General features: G+C 69.5%; 17 protein-coding genes. 7 read left to right on the top strand and 10 right to left on the bottom strand.

All coding sequences use genetic code 11. The features are described 5' to 3' along the window. Positions 1-59: 59 nt before the first annotated feature. Together A4R44_RS05255 and A4R44_RS05250 are read left to right on the top strand one after the other, a co-directional pair. Positions 60-3,230 (top strand): BTAD domain-containing putative transcriptional regulator, encoded by a 3,171-nt coding sequence (locus tag A4R44_RS05255; RefSeq protein ID WP_067576868.1) that lies wholly within the window; start codon positions 60-62, stop codon positions 3,228-3,230. A gap of 164 nt (positions 3,231-3,394) precedes the next feature. Further along, on the top strand, positions 3,395-4,414 hold the full coding sequence (locus A4R44_RS05250) for an amidohydrolase family protein (RefSeq protein ID WP_067576866.1): 1,020 nt from the start codon (positions 3,395-3,397) through the stop codon (positions 4,412-4,414). Here A4R44_RS05250 and A4R44_RS50015 read toward each other — a convergent pair. Further along, positions 4,403-4,624, bottom strand: a complete 222-nt coding sequence (locus A4R44_RS50015) for a hypothetical protein (protein ID WP_232791505.1) — start codon at positions 4,622-4,624, stop codon at positions 4,403-4,405. The genes A4R44_RS05250 and A4R44_RS50015 overlap by 12 nt on opposite strands. 260 nt (positions 4,625-4,884) lie before the next feature. On the opposite strand from A4R44_RS50015, the gene A4R44_RS05240 reads away from it, so the two are divergent. Beyond that, positions 4,885-5,532: an AraC family transcriptional regulator gene (locus tag A4R44_RS05240; RefSeq protein WP_067576864.1), complete on the top strand. Its 648-nt coding sequence runs from the start codon at positions 4,885-4,887 to the stop codon at positions 5,530-5,532. Between the two features lie 236 nt (positions 5,533-5,768). Here the strand turns inward: A4R44_RS05240 and A4R44_RS05235 are convergent, their stop codons facing one another. Then, positions 5,769-6,575: an ABC transporter permease gene (locus A4R44_RS05235; protein ID WP_067576862.1), complete on the bottom strand. Its 807-nt coding sequence runs from the start codon at positions 6,573-6,575 to the stop codon at positions 5,769-5,771. Next, on the bottom strand, positions 6,572-7,549 hold the full coding sequence (locus tag A4R44_RS05230; protein WP_067576860.1) for an ATP-binding cassette domain-containing protein: 978 nt from the start codon (positions 7,547-7,549) through the stop codon (positions 6,572-6,574). Before A4R44_RS05230 ends, A4R44_RS05235 begins: the two co-directional genes overlap by 4 nt. A 108-nt stretch (positions 7,550-7,657) precedes the next feature. Here A4R44_RS05230 and A4R44_RS05225 point away from each other — a divergent pair, with 108 nt between their 5' ends. Both A4R44_RS05225 and A4R44_RS05220 read left to right on the top strand, forming a co-directional pair. Beyond that, positions 7,658-8,611, top strand: a complete 954-nt coding sequence (locus A4R44_RS05225) for an endonuclease/exonuclease/phosphatase family protein (RefSeq protein WP_067576858.1) — start codon at positions 7,658-7,660, stop codon at positions 8,609-8,611. Beyond that, positions 8,608-9,042, top strand: coding sequence for a GNAT family N-acetyltransferase (locus A4R44_RS05220; protein ID WP_067576856.1), 435 nt, complete (start codon positions 8,608-8,610; stop codon positions 9,040-9,042). The genes A4R44_RS05225 and A4R44_RS05220 overlap by 4 nt, the downstream gene beginning before the upstream one ends. Here A4R44_RS05220 and A4R44_RS05215 read toward each other — a convergent pair. Beyond that, on the bottom strand, positions 9,029-9,832 hold the full coding sequence (locus tag A4R44_RS05215; RefSeq protein WP_067576854.1) for a Sir2 family NAD-dependent protein deacetylase: 804 nt from the start codon (positions 9,830-9,832) through the stop codon (positions 9,029-9,031). The two genes, A4R44_RS05220 and A4R44_RS05215, sit on opposite strands and share 14 nt — an antisense overlap. Continuing rightward, on the bottom strand, positions 9,825-10,133 hold the full coding sequence (locus A4R44_RS05210) for an antibiotic biosynthesis monooxygenase (RefSeq protein WP_067576852.1): 309 nt from the start codon (positions 10,131-10,133) through the stop codon (positions 9,825-9,827). The genes A4R44_RS05215 and A4R44_RS05210 overlap by 8 nt, the downstream gene beginning before the upstream one ends. Before the next feature lie 215 nt (positions 10,134-10,348). On the opposite strand from A4R44_RS05210, the gene A4R44_RS48805 reads away from it, so the two are divergent. Continuing rightward, positions 10,349-10,627 (top strand): hypothetical protein, encoded by a 279-nt coding sequence (locus A4R44_RS48805; protein ID WP_067576850.1) that lies wholly within the window; start codon positions 10,349-10,351, stop codon positions 10,625-10,627. 394 nt (positions 10,628-11,021) lie between these two features. On the opposite strand, the gene A4R44_RS05200 is transcribed toward A4R44_RS48805, so the two are convergent. Further along, a complete protein-coding gene (locus A4R44_RS05200; RefSeq protein WP_067576848.1) occupies positions 11,022-12,443 on the bottom strand; it encodes a M1 family metallopeptidase in 1,422 nt (473 codons plus the stop codon). A gap of 57 nt (positions 12,444-12,500) precedes the next feature. On the opposite strand from A4R44_RS05200, the gene A4R44_RS05195 reads away from it, so the two are divergent. Beyond that, entirely contained in the window at positions 12,501-13,250 is a 750-nt protein-coding gene (locus A4R44_RS05195; protein WP_198545176.1) for an alpha/beta fold hydrolase, read from the top strand. A gap of 83 nt (positions 13,251-13,333) precedes the next feature. On the opposite strand, the gene A4R44_RS05190 is transcribed toward A4R44_RS05195, so the two are convergent. From A4R44_RS05190 to A4R44_RS05175, 4 genes are all read right to left on the bottom strand, one after another. Continuing rightward, positions 13,334-14,290 (bottom strand): peptidoglycan recognition family protein, encoded by a 957-nt coding sequence (locus A4R44_RS05190; protein ID WP_067576846.1) that lies wholly within the window; start codon positions 14,288-14,290, stop codon positions 13,334-13,336. Between the two features lie 90 nt (positions 14,291-14,380). After that, positions 14,381-15,256 carry an A/G-specific adenine glycosylase gene (locus tag A4R44_RS05185; protein ID WP_067576844.1) on the bottom strand — a complete coding sequence of 292 codons (876 nt, stop codon included), beginning with the start codon at positions 15,254-15,256 and terminating at the stop codon, positions 14,381-14,383. Between the two features lie 23 nt (positions 15,257-15,279). Further along, entirely contained in the window at positions 15,280-15,771 is a 492-nt protein-coding gene (locus A4R44_RS05180) for a carbonic anhydrase (RefSeq protein WP_067576842.1), read from the bottom strand. A gap of 119 nt (positions 15,772-15,890) precedes the next feature. After that, a complete protein-coding gene (locus A4R44_RS05175; protein WP_067578025.1) occupies positions 15,891-16,991 on the bottom strand; it encodes a LacI family DNA-binding transcriptional regulator in 1,101 nt (366 codons plus the stop codon). Between the last annotated feature and the right edge of the window lie 45 nt (positions 16,992-17,036).

Raw genomic sequence — 17,036 nt, 5'->3', positions numbered from 1 at the left:
AGTCCACACTTACGTCGGGCCCCGACACGAGCTGGACCTTGTCTGGAAAGCTGGACCTCATGCGCGTCGCGCTGCTTGGCCCGCTGCGAGCGGAGGGGGAGGACGGCACGCCGATCGATATCGGCGGAGCCCGCCTCCGCATGCTCCTTTCCCGGCTCGCGCTCGACGCCGGTCGTGCGGTCCCCGCCGAGGCGCTGATCGACGGTCTGTGGGGCGCTGAGCCCCCGGCTGACGCGGCCAACGCACTCCAGTCGCTCGTCTCGCGGCTGCGTCGCGTGCTGCGGCCCGCGGGAGCCGAGCTGGAGTCGGTCAACGGCGGTTACCGGCTCGCGGTGCCGCCGGAAGCGGTGGATCTGCACCGGTTCGAGCAGCTGTCCGCCGAGGGGCGTCGCGAACTTGCCGCTGGCCGGGACGGCACTGCCGCCGAATCGCTTGCTGCCGCGCTGGCGTTGTGGCGCGGATCGGCGCTCGCGGACGTGCTGGACGCGCCGTTCGCCGCCGCGCCCGCGACGCTGCTGGAGGAGCGGCGCACGGAGACCGCTGAGGACTGGTTCGAAGCCGAGCTGCGGCTGGGGCGGCATGCGGACGTGCTCGCGGAACTCACCGCGACCGCGCAGGCGCATCCGCTGCGGGAACGGTTGGCTGGCTTGCGAATCCGTGCGCTTTCCGCTGCCGGGAGGCAGGCCGACGCGCTCGCCGCGTACTCCGCGATCCGAACGACGCTGGCCGACGAATTGGGCGTTGACCCGTCGGCGGAGCTGCAGGAAGTGCATCTGCGTGCCCTGCGCGGCGAGTACACGCCGGTCGCGGCGGTGGTCGACCGGTTGCCGCAGCGGCTGACCAGCTTCATCGGCCGTACCGACGAGCTGAAGCTGCTAGCCGAGCTGCTCGAAGGATCCCGGCTGGTCACGCTCGTCGGCCCAGGCGGGGCTGGCAAGACGCGGCTCGCGACGGAAGCGGCTGCACGGCATCCGGCGCACTCGCGCGGCCTGGTGTGGTTCGTGCCGCTGGCCGGTGTGCGGGATGCCGAGGACGTGTTGGCCGCGCTGCTGAACGCGTTGGAGGTTCGCGACCTCCGGACGACGGAGACCGACGCGCGGCGTCGGCAGGTCGATCCGTTCGAGCACGCGGTGGAGGCACTCGGGGGCACGGAAGCGTTGCTGGTGCTGGACAACTGCGAACACCTCGTGGACACCGCCGCGGAGCTGGCCGAGAATTTGCTGCGCCGGCTGCCGGAGTTGCGCGTGCTCGCCACGAGCCGTGAGCCGTTGGCGATCACCGGGGAGGCGTTGTGCCCGCTCGGCCCGCTTCCGGTGCCGGACGAAGCCGCGCCGCCCTCGGACATCGGCACCCTCGATTCCGTCCGCTTGTTCCTGGACCGCGCGACGGCGGTACGGCCGGGGTTCCGGCTCGACGAGTCCACAGTGGACGCGGTACGGCAGATCTGCCAACGGCTCGACGGAATGCCGCTGGCGCTCGAACTGGCCGCCGCGCGGCTGCGGTCGATGACCGCCGAACAGATCGCCGAACGCCTCGACGACCGGTTCCGCTTGCTCACCTCCGGCAGCCGGACGGCGTTGCCGCGCCAGCGCACCCTGCGCGCGGTGGTGGAGTGGAGCTGGGATCTGCTCAGCGACGCGGAGGTCCGGCTCGCCCGCAGGCTCGCGGTGTTCGCGGCGAGTTTTTCCGAGGAGGCGGTGGAAAACGTCTGCGCGGACGAGGAACTGCCCGCGGAAGAGATCGTGTACGTCCTGGGTTCGCTGGTGGAGAAGTCCATTGTGGACGTAGTGGGTCTGCGCTACCGCCTGCTGGAGACCTTGCGCGCCTACGCGACCGAGCGGCTCGTCGAATCCGGCGAGCGGGAGCGGATGCGGACCGCGATGGTCGCCTATTACGCGGAACTGGCGTACCGCAACGAACCCTTGCTGCGCGGGCGGGGCCAGCTCCAGGCGATCGACGTCTACGAGCACGACAGCGACAACTTCACCTCCGCGCTGCGGGCGGCGATCGAGTCGGGATCCGCGGAATCGGCGGCCCGGCTGCTGTTCGGATTGTTCTGGTATCTCAACATCGTCGGCCAGAACGAGCGGGCCGCGCTGTTCGTCGACGAGGTGCTGGAACTGGGCGTCCAGCTGCCGCCGGACGTGGCGGCGAGCCTGCGGTTGAGCCAGGTGCTGATGCTGGCCATGTCCGGTCCGCACGAGGAGTCGGACGTCCCCGAACTGGTCGAAGAATGCATAAGGACCGGTGCGGCGGAACGGAATCCGTGGTTGTGGGTGGGGCTGCCGATAGTGGCTTATCTCAACGGCGAACGCGAACTGGCGAAGCGCGAGATCCGCCGGGCCGTCGAACGGGACGACGTCTGGAGCCGCGCCGCCGGGCGCTGGGCGGAGAGCTTCGTCCTCGGCGACATGGGCGACCTCGAGGGTGCGGACCGGGCGCGAGAGCTCGCGCACCAAGGCTTTGCCGAGGTCGGCGACCGCTGGGGCCTCGGCATGACGCATGGTTTCCGAGCCGCGGCGCTGTCGCAGTCCGGTGACCACGAGGCGGCGATCGCCGGATACACCGAGGGCCTGCGGCTGGTGATGGAGCTGCGCTCAAGGGACGACATCGTGCAGCAGTGGTGGCGGCTGGCGGTGGAGCGCTCGCGGGCTGGTGACCAAGAGGGTGCCTGGCGGGACATGGAAGCCGCGGAACGCTACGCGGCTTCCGGCGGCAACAACGGGTTGCGCCTCATCGTGTTGCTCGGCCGCGCTGAGTTGCTGATCCGCGAGCACAACGTCGCCGAGGCGCGCGAGGTGTTCCGGGAAATGAAGTCCGCGCGCGCGGACTGGCCGACGCCGGAAGGTTTCGAGGCGGAATGGCTCGGTGCCGTCGAAGCCGGGTTGCTGCTGGCCGAAGGCCGTCCAGACGATGCGGAACCCGCGGTGTTCGCGGTGATCGAACAGGCGGCCGGGCGGTTCGACATGCCGGATCTGGCGGGCGTGGTCGAGCTGCTGGCGCGGATCCGGTACCAGCAGGGACGGCTGGAGCCGTCCGCGCGGCTGCTGGCGCTGAGCGCGGTGGTGCGCGGCCGGTTCGATCTGGGGAGCCCGGAGGTCCGGGAGCTCATCGAGAACCTGACCGGGGAGCTGGGCGCGGAACGGTACGAGGCGCTCGTGGCCGAAACCTCGCAGCTGGACCGGGCGGAGGCGATCGAGGCCGTCCGGGCGGAACGTTCGGTTGAGTGAGGTTTTCTCAGCAGCGGTGGTGCGCGGCCTCGCTGCCGGACCGCGAATCCGCCGCACACCGCGCAACCTAGCTGGCTGTTATCGACGATAACTAAATCCTGCTTCCGCTGATGTTTCCGGTGATACGCTCCATTGGGTATCACCGGAAACACGGAGGAGCTGTCATGCGTATCGTCGCCCTGGAAGAACACGTGGTCCTGCCCGTCCTGCGCGCGGCGTGGGCGAAGGCGGGGCTCCAGCCGCACGGCTATCCCGACGACCACCCGGTCACCCGGCGCCTGCGCGATGTCGGCGACGGACGTCTCGCCGACATGGACGAACAGGGCATCGACGTCGCGGTGCTGTCCCTGCCGACCCCTGGCGTGCAGAACCTTCCGGCCGCTGACGCCGTGCCCGTCGCGCGCGAGGCCAATGACGCCCTCGCCGAGACAGTCGCCGCCAATCCGACGCGATTCCAGGCCTTCGCCACGCTCCCGACGTCCTCGCCCGAAGCCGCCGTCGAGGAACTGGAACGCGCGATCAGCCTGGGTTTCCGCGGCGCGATGCTGTACGGCCGCACCGGCGGCAAACTGGCCGACGCCCCGGAGTTCGACGACCTCTACGAAACCGCCGCACGACTTCGCGCCCCGCTGCACTTCCATCCCCAAGCCCCGGTGCGGGCGGTGCAGGACGCGTACTACTCGGGCTTGCCCAACGGCGTCGGCGCGGCACTGGCGACCGCCGGGCTCGGCTGGTACTACGACCTGGGCGTGCAATACCTGCGGATGATCTTCTCCGGCGTTTTCGACCGGCACCCCGGACTGCAGGTGATCGCCGGACACTGGGGCGAGGTGGTCTTGTTCTACCTGGACCACGTCGGCATCCTGCGAGAAATGGCCGGGCTTCGGCAGCCGCTGGCCGACTACTTCCGGCAGAACTTCTGGATCGCGGGCAGCGGGACGGTCAGCGAACGATATCTGCGCTGGACGGCGGAGGTCGTCGGGACCGAGCGGATGCTGTACTCGACCGACTATCCCTACACCTTCGGCACCCGGCCGGGCGGTTTTCCCTACCTGGACACAAGCGGTGGTGCCGCGCGGTCGTTTCTGGAGAACGCGCCCTTTACCGACGAAGAGAAGACCGCCATCGGATCGGGCAACTGGGAGCGGTTGACCGGCCATCTCACGGGAACCTCACCCGCGTGACCCCGGCTGCGGATCGCGGAGGTGATCGAGGGCCCGCTTGATCACCGCCATGCCGGCCGGCATCGTTTTGCTCATCGGCGCGGCCAGGTCGTCGGGGAGCACGTCGCGGGTCCACAACAGCCGGCACCGCTGTTCGCTGTCGGCCAGGACCTGCATGGAGGCGTTGTCGTGTTCGGGCCGGACGTCGCCGCCGACGACCGCGTAGACCACCCGGCGGGTGTCGTGGTCAACATCGACCCGCCGTTCCCGGCACCATCCGCCGGGGACCCGCGGCGAAGTCGCCGATCACCTCCCACACGTCGTCGGCGCTGGACTCGATCACTGTTTCTTCGCGGATGGACGCCATGTCTCCTGCTTCGTTTTTCGTGCGGTGCCGATGGGTGTACCGGCGCAGCAGTCTGTCCGGCACCGACCTGCGGGTCTTGAAGATTCTTGCCGGAACTGTCGGACCCGCCGCGTAGCCTCCGGGGGTGCTTTCCTCCGTCGACCTCGCCACTCGCCCGGAGCTCGCAGTCGGGGCGGTGGACTGCCGAGACGATCACCGCGGCTGGTCGGCTGAGCCGCCGCGCGAGGACGTGCGGCTCGTGCTCGTGCGCTGCGGCGGGTTCCGTCGCCGGGCCCGCGGTGTTTGCGCGGACCTCGACCACGTCGGTTACCTCGGGATGTCCGGCGAAGAGGAGCACTTCGCCCATCCCGCTGGCGGCGACCGGTGCACCTCGATCACCCTGACCCCCGCGCTCTGGCGCACCGTGGCCGGCGACGCACCGCTGTTGGACCGCTCATCGCGGCACGCTCGACCTCGCCCATCGCCGGCTGCTCGCGCCGCGGACCCCGAGTACGCGGCGACCGAAGCGCTGCTCGGCCTGGTAGCCGTGGTGGTCCGGCAGGTCGTGGCCACAGTCGCCCCGGACGGCGGACGGGCAGGCGACCGGGCATTGACAGCTCAAGCCCGCGCCGCGATCGGCGACGATCATCCAGCCGCGGCCGGCCTGATTCCGCTCGCTGCCCTGCTGGGCTTCTCTCCTTACCGGCTCAGCCGCGCCTTCACCCGCGAGCTGGGAGTGTCGCTGACCCGGTACCGCAACCGTGCGCGTGCTGGACCGACTGGAGGCAGGTGAACCCAGCTTGGCCATCCTTGCCGCCGACCTCCGGTTCGCCGATCAGGCCCACCTCTGCCGAACTGTGCGCGCACACCTCGGACACACCCCCGACCGCACTGCTCGCCCGCTCATCGGCATCGAATCCGGCAACAAGGCGGGAAACTCAAGCGACAACAAGGTGAGTGTCTGTGCCCAGCTGTGGAACCCGGACACAGACACTCACCACAGCGCCCACACCCCCGTGCCGGACGCCCTCAGACCCGCTTGCGGTAGGCCCACGTCGCGAGCGGGAAGAACACCACGACCGCACCGGCCATCCACGCCAGTGCGCCCAGCAGGGAGCCGCCGTACGCGACGCCACCGTTGAGCAGGCCGCGCATCACGTCGGACATCAGGCTCACCGGGCTGATGTCCGCCCATGCCTTGAGCCAGCCCGGCATCGTGGCAGTCGGGAGGAACACGTTGCTGCCGAACGTCAGCGGCATGATGAAGACGAACATCAGGCCCTGCGCCGCGCCAGGGGATTTCATCAGCATCCCGACGAACACCGAACCCCAGCAGAAGCACAGGCCGAACGCGATCGCCAGCAGGACCGCGAGGACGAACTCCCCGGGACCGGTCTGCACCCGGAAGCCCATCACGGTCGCCACGATCAGCAGCACCGTCAGGCACACCACGTACCGCACGAGGTCCGCCAGCACCGCGCCCACCAAGGGCGCGGAACGGGCGATCGGCATGGCTCGGAAGCGGTCGAAGACGCCCTTCGTGATGTCGGTGTTGAGCGCCGTGCCGACGGTCAGCGAGGCCTGCAGGATGTTCATCACGATCAGGCCCGGCACGAGCGCCTGCAGATAGTTCTCGATCGAACCGCTCAGCGCGTTGCCGAACAGGTAGGTGAACATCAGCAGGAAGATGATCGGCATCAGCGTGACGTCGGCCAGCTGTTCCGGATTCTTGCGGATCTTCAGGATTCCCCGCCAGGCAAGCGAAAACGCGTGCTTCGCGCCCTGGACCGGGCTGATGTGCCGGGGCGGGGCCGCCACGGCGGTTGCGGTGGTCACGACCGGCTCCCTTCGAGTTCGCGCTCCGGCTTCGGCTCTTCGGCGCCATGCCCGGTCAGCGCGAGGAACACCTCGTCGAGGCTGGGCAGCCGCAGCGCCAGTTCGTCGGAGGTGATGCCCGCCGTGTCGAGCCGGCGCACCAGCGTGGACAGCAGCACCGGGTCGGACACCGGTGCGGTCAGCAGTCCGGTCGCGTCGTCGCGGACCGGGCGGACGCCGGTGAGTTCGGCCAGGATGCGGTCGACCTCGTCGAGGTCGCGCAGCGACGTCGGCCGCACCTGCAGCGTCTGCCCGCCGACCCGTCGCTTCAGCTCGTCGGCACGGCCGTCGGCGACCACGTGGCCGTGGTCGAACACGGTGATCCGGTCGGCCAGCTGGTCGGCCTCCTCCAGGTACTGCGTGGTGAGCAGCACGGTCGCGCCTTCGGCGACGAGGCTGCGGACCACCGTCCACACCTCGTTGCGCGCGTGCGGGTCGAGTCCGGTGGTCGGCTCGTCCAGGTACAGCACGGCGGGGCGGCCGACGAGGCTCGCCGCCAGGTCGAGCCTGCGCCGCATGCCGCCGGAATACGTCCGGATCGGCCGCTTGGCCGCGTCGGTCAGCTCGAACCGCTCCAGCAGTTCCGCCGCCCGCGCCCGCGCGTCGGCCCGGGACAGGTTCAGCAGCTTCCCGATCAGCACCAGGTTCTCGGTGCCGCTCAGGTCCTCGTCCACCGACGCGTACTGCCCGGTGAGCCCGATCAGCCCGCGTACCCGGACCGGGTCGCGGACCACGTCGTAACCCCCGACCGTGGCGTGTCCCGCGTCCGGTCTCAGCAGGGTCGCCAGGATGCGGACCGCGGTTGTCTTGCCCGCGCCGTTCGGCCCGAGCACCCCGACCACCTTCCCGAACGGGACCTCAAGGTCCACCCCGTCCAGCGCCTTCGTCTCCCCGAAATGCTTGACCAGGCCCTCGGCCTGGATCGCGTGCGACATGATGCCTCCTCCTGTGTCGCTCCAGCACACAGTGGACGGAGGCGCTGGCAAGCCGCGCACACGGCGCTGACACGGACCTGTCAGTGCCTGCCCGGCATACTCGGGATCATGGTGATGGCGGCGCGGACGCGGACCCGGCTGGTCACGGGCCTGCTCGTGCTGGTCGGACTGCCGCTGCTGGCGGTGGCTGTGCTGCGCACGATCGGCTGGGACGGCAGCAGCTGGTACCTGACCGCGCTGCTGGCGCTGACCCCGTACGTCGTCATCTACGGCGTGCTGCTCGCCGGGCTCGCGCTGGTGCTGCGGCGCTGGTGGGTCGGCGGTGTCGCGCTCGCGCTGTCCGCGCTGCTGGCAGTCTACGTCGCGCCGCGGGTGACGTCCGACGACCAGCCCGTGGCGCACGGCAAGACGGTGCGCGTGCTGGCAGCGAACCTTTACCTGGGCCAGGCCGATCCGGCGGCACTCGTGCGGCTGGTCCGGGAGCAGCGGATCGACGTGCTGAACCTGGTGGAGATGACGCCCGCCGCGATGTCCGGGCTGGAGAAAGCCGGGCTGTTCCAGACGCTGCCGTACCGGGTCATGCACCCGGCGTCCGGGGTGGACGGTTCCGGCATCGTGTCGCGCTATCCGCTCACCGAAGAGGACTACACCGGCGATTCGGCCCAGAAACAGCCCGGTGCGGCGGCCGATCTCGGCGGTGGGACGACGGTGGAGATCGTGGCCGCGCATCCGCGTTCGCCGGACTCCGGGTACTACCAGTGGGAGCGGGAGACGCGGGACCTGTCGCGCGCGATCGGCGAGCACGGCCTGCGTGTCGTGGCAGGCGATTTCAACGCGACTCTCGACCATGCCGCACTGCGGACGGTGCTGTCCCGCGGATACGTCGACGCGGCGGAGGCGCGCGGCGACGGTCTCGTCCCGACCTGGTCGACGTCGGCGGTTCCGCTCGTGCCGCTGGACCACGTGCTGGTGGACCGCCGGGTCGCGATCCGGGACTATCAAGTGTTCGATGTGCCCGGAAGCGATCACCGGGCGGTTTACGCGGAGGTGCAACTGCCATGACGACCTTGCGGCCGAGCCGCGGGGAAGCCGAGTACCCGCGGCTGCTGGAGATCTGGCGCAGTGCCGTCGAGGCGACGCACCATTTCCTGGCACCGGCGGACGTCGAGTACTACGCCACGCGCGTCCCGGTCTACTTCCCGCAAGTGGACGTGACCGTGGCGGAGGTCGACGGAATCCTGGCGGGTTTCTCCGGGATCGCCGAGGGAAAGCTGGAAATGCTGTTCGTGCACGACGATTTCCGCGGTCGCGGGGTCGGGTCGGCGTTGCTGCGTGCGGCGCTGGACCGGTTCCCGGGGCTCACTCTGGACGTGAACGAGCAGAACCCGAGGGCGGTCGGTTTCTATCTGCACCACGGGTTCGAGGTGGTCGGCAGGCAGGAAACCGATTCGGACGGTCGTCCGTTCCCGTTGCTGGAACTCACCCGAGCTTGACCAGCGTCTCCAGTGCGCCAGCGGGGATCGAAACCCCGCGACCGTGGCGGATCTGCGGTTCGCGCGGGTTGATCCGGACCAGCGCACCCGTCGCCGCGCTGGCGAGTTCGGAATACCGCCGGACGGTCGGAACCGCTTGTCCGGCACCGATTTCGACCACCACCGCGGCGCGGTGCGCGCGCCGCCAAGTCGCCAGCTCGTCCAGCTGTTGCTGACTGCGGTCGGAAACCCAGTCGAAATCCCCGAACATCAGGATGTTGGGCCGGGCCAGGCTGCCGCACCGCGGACACGACGGCAGCGGCGGCCGGGCGCGCATGGTCGCCTCGTCCAGCTCGACCGCGATGTCCTCGGCCGACCAGATCTCCCGCGAGCACCCGGCCAGGCACTGCAGATGGTGGATCGACCCGTGTGCCTCGGCGACGTGCGGGAATCCCGCCGCCTGGAACTGTCCGTCCACATTGGACGTGAAGACCCGCACGCCGCCAGGTTTCGCGAGCCCGCATTCGAGCAGCAGCCCGAACCCGCGGTGCGGCACCGTCTTCCGGTACAGCTCGAGCCGGTGCCCGTAGAACCCCCAGGCCAGTTCCGGGTCCGAGGCGAAATGCTGCGGGTCGGCCAGCTCCTCGAACCTGAGCCCGAGCCCGGCGTACGGCGGATATGCCCGCCAAAACCCTTCCCCGCCACGGAAATCGGGCAGGCCAGAGTCGACGCCCATCCCGGCGCCGGCGCACACGAGCAGTGCGCCGGCGCCGCGGATCAGCTCGGCGGCGCGGGCGAGTTCGTCACTCACCCGGCTTCGATGCCTGCACGACCTCGAATTCCAGCAGGTTCGCACCGGTCGACACCGGGTTCTTGCGCTCGCCCGCGTGCGCCTCGCGCGCCGGACCGCCCGCCCAGGCCTGGTAGTGCTCCTCGGTTTCCCACTTCGTGTACACGAAGTAGCGCGTCTCGCCCGCGATCGGGCGGAGCAGCTCGAAGCCGAGGAACCCCTCCTGGTTGTCGACGGAGTGCAGCCGCGCGGCGAAGCGCTTCTCCAGCTCCGGGCCGGCGCCTTCGGGGACCTCGATTGCGTTGATCTTGACCACTGCCATGCCCCCAGCGTACTGACAGCTGGCCTGGTTTCGCGGTTCGTGCCACTCTGCTCACACGGGGGACGACGAGGTTTTTGGCACCGAATTGGCCCGCGACCTGCAGCTGTGTTTGATTGCGCCGCCGCGATCCCGCGTTTGGGCCCGGTAGGCACCGACTGGTTCGGCATTGCCGGCGGTCTGCGCGGGTACGAAGGGTCGCACCGGACGGTGCCCCGGTGCTGGTCGGCGTGCGCGGCTCGGTCCCGCAGTACGGACAGGTGAACCGCCGGACCGGCCTGAGTGAGCACCGCAACGACGAACCGCGGCCGGAGCTGGGCAAGGAAGATGTGGTGCTGCCGGAGGGCGTCCTCGAAGCGGTCGAACGGCACACTTGCGGCATCGCCGAACCGGCGCTGGCCGAGGCGGGTCAGCATCTGAAGCGCGGCCTGCTGCTGCACGGTCCGCCTGGAACCGGGAAAACGCGCACCGTGCGGTACCTGACGGGCTGTGTTTGATTACGCGGACGCGACCCCGCGTTCGGGTTACGTCGGGCAGGAACGGGGCTGGACCTGCGGATGTCACCTTCCTGCTTACCGCCAATCGGGCGAGCAGCTTGGAGAAAGCGCTGGCCGACCGGCCCGGCCCGGTCGACTTGGCGGTGGAGGTGCCGCTGCCGGACGCGAAGCGCTGCTCCGGCTGTACTCGCGTGAGCTGGAGCTGACGGCAGACCTGAGCCCGTGGTCGAGGTGACGGAAGGCGTCACGGCGTCGTTCATGAAGGAACTGCTTCGCCGGGCTGGCGCTTCGGCCCGACGAACCAGTGCGGGTGGGCGACCCCGGACTGGGCGCGGCCCTAACCGAGATGAACGACTCTCGCAGCAAGCAGCCTGACCAGGTCGTTGCTCGGCAGTCACGGCCGCAACGCGCCTGGGTAGAGATCGGTGTCCGACGGCAGTTTCGACCCGTGGAACCAGTCGTCGAGGAATCCGCTCAGATCGCGTCCGGCGACCTTCGACACGAGTTTCTCGAAGTCCGCCCACGTGGCGTTGCTGTTGCGATGCTGGCCCACCCATTCGTGCAGCACCTTCTCGAACCCCGGCTCGCCCAGCTCCCGGCGCAGCGCGTGCACCGCGAGGATGCCTTTGTCGTACGCGCCTTCGAACAGGTGCTCCGGCCCCATGTCGACGAGCTTCTGGCCCCAGAAATCCGTGCTGCTCTTGGTGATCTCGACGGCCGCGCGGTAGCGGTCGTCCAGGTTCTGGCCCTCGCGTTCGCCCCACATCCACTGCGCGTACGACGCGAAGCATTCGTTCAGGCAGATGTCCGCCCACGAGTTGAGCGACACCGAATCGCCGAACCACTGGTGCGCGTTCTCGTGCACCAAAGTCAGGATTTCCGCCCATTTCGCATAAGTGGGACGGGTTTGCGTTTCCAGGGAGAAGTGGATGTCCTCGTCGAGGTAGATCCCGCCGGCCGCGCTCTGCGGGTATGTGCCGAACTTGCTCTCCAGGAACGAAATCACCTCCGGCAGCCGGTCGCCGGTGGCCTCGCGGGCTTCGGCACCGGGCGCGTAGCCGGAAACGATCGGCGTGCCGTCCGGGAGCGTGGACCGCTGGACGGTGAACTTGTCGATCGCGATCGTGGTCAGATAGCTGGCCACCGGATTCGGATCCGCCCACGTCGTGGTGGTTGTGCCGTCCTTGGCGCCGGTGGCTTGCTCCCGGCCGTTGGACAGGACCGTCCAGCCGGTGGGCACGTGCGCGGTCAGCGTGAAGGTCGCTTTGTCGCGCGGGGTTTCGTTGACCGGATACCAGAACGACGCCGAATGCGGCTCGCCGACCAGGTACGCGCCGCCGTCCTCGGAGCGGGCCCAGCCATTCTCCGACCCGCCGTCGTGCGGGGTTTTCGCCGGAATACCCGAATAGCGCACGCGTGTCCGGAACGTCGAACCCGACCGCAGCGGTTCGGCGGGAGCCACGACCAGTTTGTTCTTCTCCCGGCTGTACTTCGCCGGTTTCCCGTCGATCTCCACCGAGGCGACGTCCAGCCCGCGCAGGTCGAAGTCGAAGCGGCTGAGGTCTTGGGTGGCTTTCGCGGAGACCGTGGTGTCGCCGTCGAGGCGGCCGCTCGGCGGGTCGTAGCTGACGTCGACGTGGTAGTCGAGGGCGTCGTAGCCGCCGTTGCCGTCTTCCGGGAAATACGGGTCGCCCGCGCTGCTCGCGCCTGGTGCCGGATGCATGGGCGGCAGCGGTGCGACGGGTTCGGCAGGGCTGCACGCGGACAGCGCAAGCACGCCGGCGAGGGCGAGGACGGCGGGCTGGCGGCTGCGCATTCCTTCACCCTAGGGGCAGATTTGTGATGATGTAGCCGGGAAAACCCGGGAGGATTAATGCGACCAGGCCTGATCGACTTCGGCGGCGACGAACGCTCTGGCGTGTCGATCTTGCTGTTGCACGGGCTGATGGGCCGCGCTCGCACGTGGTGGACGGTCGCGCAATGGCTCAAGCGATACGGCCGGGTGCGCGCTCTCGACGCCCGTGGGCACGGCCGTGCGCCGCACACGGGCCCGTGGACCACCGAGCAGTTCGCCGAGGACGTCGCGGACGTGCTGGCCGAGGTCGGTCCGTCCGTGCTGATCGGGCATTCGATGGGCGGACTGCACGCGTGGGCGACTGCGGCGAAACACCCGGAGCTGGTGCGTGCGGTGGTCAGCGAGGATTTCGCGCCGGACCAGCGCGGACGCACCGTCGAGACCTGGCGCGGCTACTTCGAGAGCTGGCCGGTGCCGTTCGAATCGCTGGCGCACGTGCGCGAGTTCTTCGGCGCAGCGGGCGACTACTTCACCGAATGCGTCGAGGAACGCGAGGACGGCTATCACCTGGTCGCCGACCTGGAGAACCTGTACGAGATCGCCGCCGAATGGGGCCGCCGCGACTATTGGTCCATTGTGGACGGTATCCGCTGTCCGCTGTTGCTGGTCGAGGGCGAGCACACCGCGATGCCCGCTGGTCAACAAGCCGAGGTCGCGGCGCGGGTGCCCGGTGCGCGGCATGTGGTCGTCGCGGGGGCGGCGCATCTGCCGCACGCCGAGGCTCCGGAGACCTATCGCGGCGCGGTGGAGGCGTTCCTGTCCTCGTGAGTGTTTATGCCGGTTAGAACCGGCATAAACACTCACGAGAACCCGACCCGTGCGCCACCCTCACCAGCGCACGTGCCTGCCCTTCACTCCTTGCTCAGCTCGCTCCGCCAGGCCGCCGCTGACCGCCCGCGCGGCACGATCAGCGGCCAGACGTCGGAGCCGAGGTAACCGGATTCGTCGCTGGCCCGGGCCGCGGTGCAACTGTCGCGGGAAAGCCCGTGCTCGGCGGCCAGCGCGGACACGGCGGCCGCGGTCGCCGTGCCGAACACGCCGTCGGTGGGCACGCCGAACCCGGCGGCACGCAGGAAGCGTTGCGCGGTCATCACCTGCGGCCCGGTGTCACCCGGTTTGAGCAGCGGCCACTCCGGTGCTTCGAGCCTGGCGACGGACAGGCCGAGCTGCTGGCCGACCGCCGTGCGCAGCTCCGGAAGCCGGTCGTAGAGCACCTGGCCGCAGCACTCGGTCGAGTTGAAATCGCGGTGGCCCTTGATGAACTCGGGGGTGATGCCGTATTGGTGCGCGATGTAGGCGATCAGCTGCACGAGCGAGTTCCAGAGCGCCACCGGCACGTCGACCGTGCTGTAGAGGCCCTCATTCTCGATGCCGAGGCATTCGCTGTTGTGGTTGCCGACGTTCGCGCCCTGCACGTGCTGCTTCCCGCCGCGCAGGATTTCGAGACTGCGGTGGCGCCCCTCGGTGACGAAGCCGCCGCGGCTGTTGGTGAACTGCTGGCCGGTGTCGATCCAGCCGCGGGTGTCCATGTGGAAGTTCTGGATGTCCCGCGAGATCTGCAGCGCGTGCGCCAGCGAGTAGTCGGTGTTGTTGCCGGGATCGACGGTGTGGTGCACGACGATGTACGTCGGCTTGTGGTTCTCCACCACGATCGCGCCCGACGCGGGCCGGGCGTTCCACTCGGCCGTCGAGTGAATGGTCGGCGTGGTCGCGGCCGCCGCGGACCGCGCCGAGGAGAAGCCCAGAGCGCCCACGGCAGTGGCGGTGAGGCCGCCCTTCAGGACGGTACGACGTGTTGCTTCCCCCATGCGGAACTCCTCAGCCTGCAAGTGCGACGGGGGAAAGCTAACCCGGTGCCCGGGAGGGGACAACTTTTTGCCGACTTTCGTCGTAGTGCGTCAGTGTTCCCCGGGAAGCGCGAACAGCCCGTCGCGGGTTTGCTCCAGCAGGCCGTCCACGAGCAGCGAATCCAGGCACCGGTCGCGCTGCCCGGATTCGTGCCACACCAGGTCCAGCCGCGCCTTTTCGACCGGCCCCTCGGCACCGCGCAGGACGTCCAGCAGCAGCCCGCGCACCTGCCGGTCGGTGCCGGCGAACTTCTGCACCGGCTTGGCCGGACCCGCGTATTCGGGACGGCCGTTGTGCTGCCACTTGCATTCGTCGTAAATCGGGCAGTCCGCGCACTTCGGCGACCGGGCGGTGCAGATCAGCGCGCCCAGCTCCATCAGCGCCGCGGACAGCTTCGCCGCAGGCGCATCCTCGGCGGGAAGCATCGCCTCGACGTCCGCCATGTCGCGGGTATTCGACGCCGGGCCCGCATCACCCGCGCCATGAACGGCGCGCGCGACCACCCGACGGACGTTCGTGTCCACCACCGGCGCGCGCTTGCCGTACGCGAACGCGGCCACCGCGCGCGCCGTGTACGCGCCGATGCCGGGCAACGCGAGCAGCGTGTCCACATCGGACGGCACGACGTCGCCGTGCTCCTGCGCAATGACGGTGGCGGCGGCGTGCAGCCGAAGCGCGCGACGCGGGTAGCCGAGCTTGCCCCACGCGCGCACGACCTCGCCGGTGGTCTCCGCGGCCAGCGCGGAGGGCACCGGCCAGCGGGCCATCCACTCCAGCCAGATCGGCTGGACGCGCGAGACCGGCGTCTGCTGGAGCATGATTTCGCTGACCAGCACGCCCCAGGCCGAGCAGTCCGGCTCCCGCCACGGCAGGTCCCGGCCGACGTCGGCGAACCAATCGATCAGAACATCGGTATCTAGGCCCACCCCGCCATTGAATACGACGGCGCTTACTTGACCTCGGTCAGGCTCCCGGCCTTCACGTCGTAGACGAATCCGCGCACGTTGTCGTTGTGCAGGAGGAAGTCGCTGCGCCGGGCGCGCTCCATCGAGGTGCGCACGCTGTCCTCGACCTTGCGGAACGCCTCGACCGCCCAGGTCGGCCGCAGTCCGGTCGCGGACTCCAGCTCGTCCTTGAACTCGTCCTCGGTGACCGTGGAGAGGCCGCAGTCGGTGTGCTGGACGATCAGCACCTCGCGGGTGCCGAGCTTGCGCTGGCTGAGCGCGAGCGAACGGATCATGTCGTCGGTGACCACACCGCCCGCGTTGCGCAGCACGTGCGCCTCGCCCTGCAGCAGGCCGAAGATCTCGAACACCCGGATCCGGGCATCCATGCAGGTCAGGATCGACACCTGCAACGACGGCTTGGGGGAGGACCGGTCGCCGGGAACGATGTTCCCGATTTCCTGATTACGCTTGAGCAGCACGTCGATGGAGGTCATGGGGCACCTTTCGGCCTGCGCTTTCCCGCGGGACGCGGGCGGTTCCGTCCCATGGAACCGGGCCGGGGCCGCGGGCACAATGCGGTGGGCGGGAAATCACGGCAAAGGCTGGGGGTGGCTCAGCCGCCGAACCAGGGCTCCTCGACCGTCCGCGGCGGTGCCGACGTCCTGCCGATCCGCAGCTCAGTCGGCAGCGTGATCACCTTCGGCCCGACCCGCTCAGGTGCGCTGAGCAGCAGCCGCCCGGCCACCTTGCCCTTCTCCAGCACCGGCTGATGCACCGTCGTGAGTCCCGAACGCTCAGCCTCGGCGATGCCGTCGAACCCGGTCACCGTCAGATCGAGCGGCACCCGCAGCCCGCGTCGCGCGGCCTCGGCCAGCGCACCGAGCGCGAGAATGTCCGATGTGCAGACCAAGGCGGTGACCTGCGGATACGCGTCCAGCAGCTGACGTGCGGCAGAGGCGCCGTCGTCCACCGTGTGGTCGAAGCGCTCGACCACGGGAACGGTCGCCCAGTCGACGCCTGCCGAGGAGAACGCCGTCGCCAGCGCCTCCAACCGGGTGCGCTGCACGTGGAAGTGCGCGCCGCTCTGGCGTTCGGAAGTCACGAAGTCGTCGTTGCGCTCGCGGCCGAGCCGCATGCAGAGGACGCCGACCTGCCGGTGACCGAGCGCCACCAGATGGTCGGCGAGCTGGGTGACGGCGGCCGCGTCGTCCGGGCCGACGCGGTCCACGCCCTCGATCCGGGGCTGGTCGATGATCACCGTCGGCACCGGCCGTTCGAGGACGGCCGCGAGATGCGGGTCGTCGTCCGGCACGGAGTACACGACGAACCCGTCCACGCCCGCGCGGTGCACCGCGGCGAGGTCCTCGCGACCGGGGCTGGCCGGCACGAGATGCAGGCCGACGCCCGCGTCCTCGCAGGCCAGCGCGAGTCCTTCGAGCACGCCGACGGCGGCCGGGTCGCGGAAGGCGTAGGAAAGGTTCTCGGTCAGCAGCAGCCCGACCGCGCCCGCCTTGCGGGTGCGCAGCGAGCGCGCGACCGGGTCCGGTCCGGGGTAGCCGAGTCGCCGCGCGGTTTCGAGCACCCTGCGGCGCAGTTCGGGGGACAGCTGATCCGGGCGGTTGTAGGCGTTGGACACGGTGGTCCTGGACACCCCGAGTTCCGCCGCGAGCGACGCCAATGTCGCCTGCCTCCGGGTGCGAATAGGACGGCCCATCCGCAAACCGTAACGGTTCAGATCGTTTTCCAGAAGCGACACCCC

It is taken from the genome of Amycolatopsis sp. M39 (assembly GCF_001651785.1).
In the GTDB taxonomy this organism is placed as follows: Bacteria; Actinomycetota; Actinomycetes; order Mycobacteriales; family Pseudonocardiaceae; genus Amycolatopsis; species Amycolatopsis rubida.
This window is presented reverse-complemented; position numbering and strand designations above follow the sequence as displayed.